This window comes from Vibrio sp. 10N.222.52.B7, from assembly GCF_041474275.1.
GTDB lineage: Bacteria > Pseudomonadota > Gammaproteobacteria > Enterobacterales > Vibrionaceae > Vibrio > Vibrio crassostreae_C.
Genome location: NZ_JBFRTU010000727.1, coordinates 1 through 417 on the forward strand (window position 1 = coordinate 1; position 417 = coordinate 417).

Consider the following 417-nt stretch of genomic DNA (forward strand, 5'->3'; position numbering starts at 1 on the left):
CGATGAGTTCACCGCACCATTGCACGAAATGGATGAAGAAGGGGCGTTGAGTTACCTAATCAACGCTTGCAAGAATTTACGACTGTTGGCGATTGATGGCGACATGAGCCAAAGCGATGTTCTTAACTACAACCAAACCTTGTGCGATCTGCTAGCGCGCAACACCAATTTCATTATCGAAGACTTTTCTGGTGGTGTGGACTTCAAAGTTGAACCTCAACTCTTGGTAGAAAACTTTGATGTGGTTGTGTTGGTGTTAGACGCATCTGTGTCTTCAGTAAGAAGTGCAAAACGACTGTATGAAAAAGTCTCCAACTTACAGCTTTCGTTATCGTCGCGTACTCGTGTGATTACGGTGGTGAACTACCATCGTCCGGAAAATGCTTACGTCTTACAAAAGCCTGATCTTATTAAGTA

Annotated in this window: 1 pseudogene; it reads left to right on the forward strand. The window is 43.9% G+C overall.

The annotated features are described in order from the left end of the window. A pseudogene (locus AB4512_RS25010) lies at positions 1 to 417 on the forward strand (chromosome partitioning protein ParA); the annotation flags it as partial.